Raw genomic sequence first — 5,548 nt, 5'->3', positions numbered from 1 at the left:
GATGATTACTTCATACCCAGCCTGCTCCAGATAGAGCCGGATCAGTTGTGCAATGTTATTTTCATCTTCTATAATTAGGATCTTCATAACCCACCTGTCCTGTCCTGCTTTCCTATTAACAGGTAGGAAGTATCCACTAAGTTATAGCATATAGAGCATAGCTCCAGACAGTGAGGAAATCTGCAGTATTTTGTAAAGATTCTGTAAGACAGAGCGCCCCAGGGCAAGCAGCAAGACCGAAGGGCGACGCGAGCCTTCTGCTTTTTCGCGCCGCCCTTCCCTTGGTCCTTGCTTCCTTCCCTCCACAGCCAGGGCTAGAAGGCAGCTCGCAGGTAACCCAGACGTTCCAGGGCTAAATAGGCGGCAGCGATCTGGCCCTGGACCGCAAATTGCCCGCTGTGGATCAGCTCAAGTAGCTCACGGGGGGTCACTAGCAGGTTCTCTATGACCTCGCGCGGGTCTATCTTCTGCTCGCCGGTCTTTTCGACATCGCGAGCCAGATACCACCAGATGCGCGTTTGGGCCCCCGTGGGATTGGCATACATGTGGGCCAGTAGCTCAATCTTGTCAGGTGCCACACGATAGCCTGTCTCCTCCATCAGCTCGCGATGGGCGGTGAGCAGAGGATCATCCTCGTGCGGTTCAATGGCGCCAGCAGGGAACTCCAGCACCTCTAGACCAATACCATGCTTGTACTGGCGGTTGAGCAAGAAACGACCATCGGGGGTCAGTGGGACAATGCCCACCCAACCGCGATTTTCGATAATGTAGTAGTCGGGAATCAGCGTGCCATCCGGCAGCAGTACCTCCTCACGCCGCACCTTGAGATAGGGGGTGTCCAGTACCCGCTCGGCGGCGCGCGTCACCCAGGGTCGTAGACGCGATTGCCTCTGCTGCCGGCCAGCCTGATGATCTGTGGTCATGCTCTTTCGCGCTCCCGTTGCTCCCGTTGTTGCTGCTGCCAGCGCGGCGCCCGCTTCTCCAAGAAGGCCTGCAGGCCCTCCTGAGCGTCCTCCGAGCACGAGACCTCACTGAGATAGAAGGTATTGACGCGCCGGAGCGCCTCCAGGCGCGCGCGGCTCTCGCGTAGCTGGCGGGCGCTTTCATCTTCGTCCTCAGTGGGCAGCGGTAGGGAGAAGCTGCCAGGCTCTCGCTCTCCCCCGGGCGAGACGGACAGACTACTAGGGGGAAGCCAGCGCAGTGCCAGTCGCACGGCAGCTTTGGCCTGACGCAAGGCCAGGGCACTGCTCCGGCGCAAGAGCGTCAGCACCTCCTCTAGCCGTCTGTCAAGCTGACGCGCTGGCGTACACCAGGTGGCCAAACCTAGCCGGACGGCTTGCTCACCTGGTAGGCGCTCGGCCTTGCGCGCTGCTGCGGGAGCTGCGATCAAAGTGGCCTCGCGCGCGATCAGTACCAGATCGGCAGCCTGGACCAGCAGCGAGGCCTCTTCCGATAAGGCTGCCCGTACTACGGCTAGCACCGGCTGCGGCACTGCCCGCACCAGCGCCGCCGCGCGTTCAGCCGCATTGCGCAGCTTCGTCGCTGCTCCCGAACCAGGCCGGCAATCGGCCACCAGCCCCCCTAGCGATCCGACCTGCTCAGCCGGCGGCGGGACAACCCCAAAGTCGAGGATGACACAGGTTAGACCGGCGCTTCCGTTCTGCAAGGCCGCGCAGGCGCTCGCCAGTTCATCCAGCAGCAGCGCACATGGCTCAGCAGTCAACATCATGCGCACCGTTTGCGCTTCGGCCAGAATACGCAGCGCACGATAAGCCTGTTGCACTCTTCCCTCCGTGGCAGATGAGGCGGGCCTCTCGCACCGGAGCAAGCAGACGCGACCGACCTTGCTCTCCTGACCGATGCTTGGCTCAGGTCAAGAGAGAGGCGCGGTCTCGCCTGTCTCGCGCAGCTTAAAGCGCTGGATCTTGCCCGTCGCCGTCTTGGGCAGCTCCGTGACAAAGACTACCCAGCGAGGATATTTGAACGGCGCCAGACGGCCCTTAACAAAGTTCTGCAGCTCGCTGGCTAGCGCTTCGGAAGCCTCGTAGCCAGGCTTGAGTACCACGAAAGCCTTGGGCTTGATCAACTGATCGCTATCGTAGGCTCCTACTACTGCCGCTTCCAACACAGCCGGATGCTCGATCAGGACATTCTCCACCTCAACCGGCGAGACCCACTGACCACTGACCTTGAGCATGTCATCTGCACGCCCGCAGTACCAATAGTAGCCCTCGTTATCTACATAATACTTGTCGCCGGTATGAATCCAGTGGCCAGTAATGGTGTCTTTGGTCTTTTCATGCTTGTTCCAGTAATAGGCGGCAATGCTATCTCCACGAATGAGTAGGTTGCCGATCTCGCCCGGACCCACCGGGTGGCCCTCTTCATCGACAATCTTCGCTTGATAGCCTGGCACAAGCTTGCCCGAGCTGCCCGGTTTGATGTCGCCAAGACGGTTGCTGATAAAGATGTGCAGGATCTCGGTGCTGCCAATTCCATCAAGAATGGGCACCTTGAATTTCTCTTCCCAGCGCCGCAGAATATCCGCCGGCAGGGACTCGCCCGCTGAGACGCAGACGCGCACCGATGAGAAATCAAAGCGCTTCTCAGCTTCGGGGACATTCAGCATGTTGGCGTAGAGCGTGGGCACACCATAAAAGATCGTTGGTCGGTAGCGCTCGACAACCTTGAACATGTCTTCCGCTAGGGGTCGCCCAGGATAGAGCACGGTGCTGGCTCCAACGCCGAAGGGGAAATAGAGGGCATTGCCCAATCCATATGCGAAGAAGAGCTTCGCCGCCGAGAAGGTAATATCATCCCTGGTGATGCCTAGGATGGGTTTGGCGTAGCACTCCAGACAGAAGGTCATGTCGTGCTGAAGATGCACACAGCCTTTCGGGAAACCTGTACTGCCCGAGCTGTAAAGCCAGAAAGCACTGTCGTCTTTACTGGTGGGGGCAGGACTGAGCGAGGGCGAGGCTCGAGCGATCCAGCTTTCAAAATCATGTAAGGTCACCCGCTGACGGCCCGCCAACAGCGTCGTTCCCGCGCTCGCCGGCTCAAGACCGACCACCACCACATGCCGCAGGAAGCGTAGCTGAGATAGGACCTGTCGCACTGCTGGCCAGAGAGCCGCATGGATCAGCAGGACCTTGGCCCGGCTGTCGTTGAGCATGTAGACATAGTCTTCGGGGCGCAGCATGGTGTTCATGGGAATCGGCACCGCGCCCATCTTGATGGCTCCGAAGAAGGCGGCTGCAAATTGCGGGGAATCGAGCAGCAAGAGGGCCACTCGCTGCTCCATCTCGACGCCGAGTTCTAGCAATCCATTGCCGACGCGGTTGGCCATCTCGGCCACCTGCGCGTAGGTAAAGGTCTGATCTTCATAATAGATGGCTACTTTGCCACCACGCCCTTGCGCAAGATTCGCATCGAGAAAGGCGCTGGCCGCATTGAATTGGTCGGGCACGTTGACCGTTGGCATCTCCATAATAGTCCCTCTTTTCTCGCCTGCAGACGGCGCCTGGCTGACCCCCGGCTGATGCGCCTCTTCCTTCCCTGGCCTCTCCTACCCAACCCTCTGGCCCACACTTCTCCTTTGGCTGGCTGTCACACCCAGGTTGTGCCGGCACGCGCCTTTGCGTGCTCGAGCACGCTCGCTTTCGACCATGCAGCCGTCACAGGGGAGAATGAAGGCCCGCCAGGATATCACAGGGAGCAGGCTGGCGCGTCACTCCAGGGATGGTCTACCTCTACCTTGCTGTTATTGTACCAGATGGCGGCCCGACCTTCCCAGATTGTTTTGTCGCCTGCTTTGCCGGGCGAACAGCTCCGGCTAACGGCGTTCCTTCGCCTTGCAGGCCGGCTCACTCCCGCTCGCCCCTCCGCCCTGTCTTACTGACTCTCCCCTCCCTCAGGGAGAACCTTCTTCGGTACTGCCTGGGCAGCAAACCAAGAGAGAACGCTCGACGGGACGCCGCTCCGCACGGGCCTTCCTTCGACCCGTCTCTGATAAGCGCACAGATCAGCTCTTTCTGCACGCCTTCATCGCTTATCTAAGACTCAGGTAGACGAGAAATTCTTTGTTGCCTTCTCTGCCAGCAATGGGTGATTCGGTCATACCGCGCAGCTCTAGTGGTGTATGGTCAGGAATCCAGGCAGCCAGTTCGCGTAGGACGCGCTCATGAACACGTGGATCGCGAATGATCCCCTCGCCTCGATCGGCCTCCTCTTTGCCAGCCTCAAATTGCGGCTTGACCAGTGCCACTATCCAGGCACCAGGAGCCAGCAAGCGCGCTACTGGCGGCAAGACAAGGCGTAGAGAGATAAAGGAGACGTCGATCGTGGCACACTGCGGCTGCTCCGGTAAGCTCTCCAGATAACGGATGTTGACCCCCTCCATGACGACGACACGCGCATCGCTGCGGAGTTTCCAGGCGAGCTGCCCATGTCCCACATCGACAGCATAGACACGCGCTGCTCCTCGCTGCAACAGGCAATCAGTAAAGCCGCCCGTCGAGGCGCCAACATCCAAAGCGACTAATCCCTGCGGATCAAGGCCGAAGACATCAAGGGCCTTTTCAAGCTTCAATCCACCTCGACTGACGTAGCGCAGTTCCGGCGCCTCCAGGTCTAGGCGGATCTCGGCGTCGTTGGGCACCTGGACCCCGGGTTTCTCAAGGCGTCGTTCTCCTACGTAGACGCGTCCGGCCATGATCAAGGCCTGCGCCCGCTCACGACTGGGCACCAGACCACGACGTACCATTGCTACGTCAAGACGCTCTTTCTTCTGCTGCGTTGTCATCTTGAGTCTGACTGCTACTCCTCTTGCTGCCTGACCGTTCTACTGTGAACCCGCGGCAGGTATCAGCGATGATGATAGTAGATCAAGGTGCCGGCCCCCACTAGCCCCACATTGGGACCAAGCTGGGCCAGCTCGATGCTCACGATGGAGCGCGGGGCTTTCATAGCGCGCTGCTCCACTACCTCAAGGGCCGGCCCCAGAATGAGGTCACCGAGCTGCATAACACCACCCCCGAGAATAATTTTACGCGGGTTGAAGACATGGATCACATTGACCAGGCCTACGCCTAACCCCCGCGCTGCCTCGCTGATGATCTGCCGCGCCAGGGCAATGCCGGCCCGCGCCGCTTCGCCAACAGTGCGCGCATTGACGCGCTCAATCGCTTCTTTCTCTTCACCAGCAGGTAGATGCAAGTGTCGCGCCGTTTGTTCGTCAAGCGAGCGCGCAAAGGCCAGTAGATCAGCTCCCTGGCCAGCAGCAATGGCCTCGTTGGCTCGCCGTGCAATGGCTGTGCCCGAGGCGATGGCCTCCAGGCAACCGATGTTGCCGCAGTTGCAACGAGGGCCATGCAGGTCGATGGTCATATGCCCCAGCTCGCCAGCGGTACCACCCGCTCCCTCCAGGAGACGACCCTTGCAGATGATGCCTCCACCGATCCCTGTGCTGACGGTCATGTAGACCATGTCCTCGCTACCTCGCCCCGCTCCAAACATGTACTCTCCCAGGGCTGCGCAGTGCGCATCG

Annotated in this window: 5 protein-coding genes; all 5 read right to left on the bottom strand. The window is 59.8% G+C overall.

What is annotated here, in order from left to right:
* Positions 1–314: 314 nt before the first annotated feature.
* The gene (locus tag IRZ24_RS16140; RefSeq protein ID WP_297166290.1) at positions 315–923 is read right to left on the bottom strand and encodes an NUDIX hydrolase; all 609 of its coding nucleotides are present in this window, start codon (positions 921–923) and stop codon (positions 315–317) included.
* The gene (locus IRZ24_RS16135) at positions 920–1,783 is read right to left on the bottom strand and encodes a hypothetical protein (protein WP_297166287.1); all 864 of its coding nucleotides are present in this window, start codon (positions 1,781–1,783) and stop codon (positions 920–922) included. Before IRZ24_RS16135 ends, IRZ24_RS16140 begins: the two co-directional genes overlap by 4 nt.
* Before the next feature lie 90 nt (positions 1,784–1,873).
* Positions 1,874–3,490: a benzoate-CoA ligase family protein gene (locus IRZ24_RS16130; protein WP_297166284.1), complete on the bottom strand. Its 1,617-nt coding sequence runs from the start codon at positions 3,488–3,490 to the stop codon at positions 1,874–1,876.
* 561 nt (positions 3,491–4,051) lie between these two features.
* Positions 4,052–4,804 carry a TlyA family RNA methyltransferase gene (locus IRZ24_RS16125; protein WP_297166281.1) on the bottom strand — a complete coding sequence of 251 codons (753 nt, stop codon included), beginning with the start codon at positions 4,802–4,804 and terminating at the stop codon, positions 4,052–4,054.
* A gap of 62 nt (positions 4,805–4,866) precedes the next feature.
* Positions 4,867–5,548: ROK family protein (locus IRZ24_RS16120; protein ID WP_297166278.1), on the bottom strand; the 682-nt coding region annotated here is incomplete at its 5' end.

This window comes from Thermogemmatispora sp. (assembly GCF_019683755.1).
Classification (GTDB): domain Bacteria; phylum Chloroflexota; class Ktedonobacteria; order Ktedonobacterales; family Ktedonobacteraceae; genus Thermogemmatispora.
The sequence above is the reverse complement of the archived record's forward strand: the minus strand, read 5'-3'. Positions and strand labels throughout refer to the sequence as shown.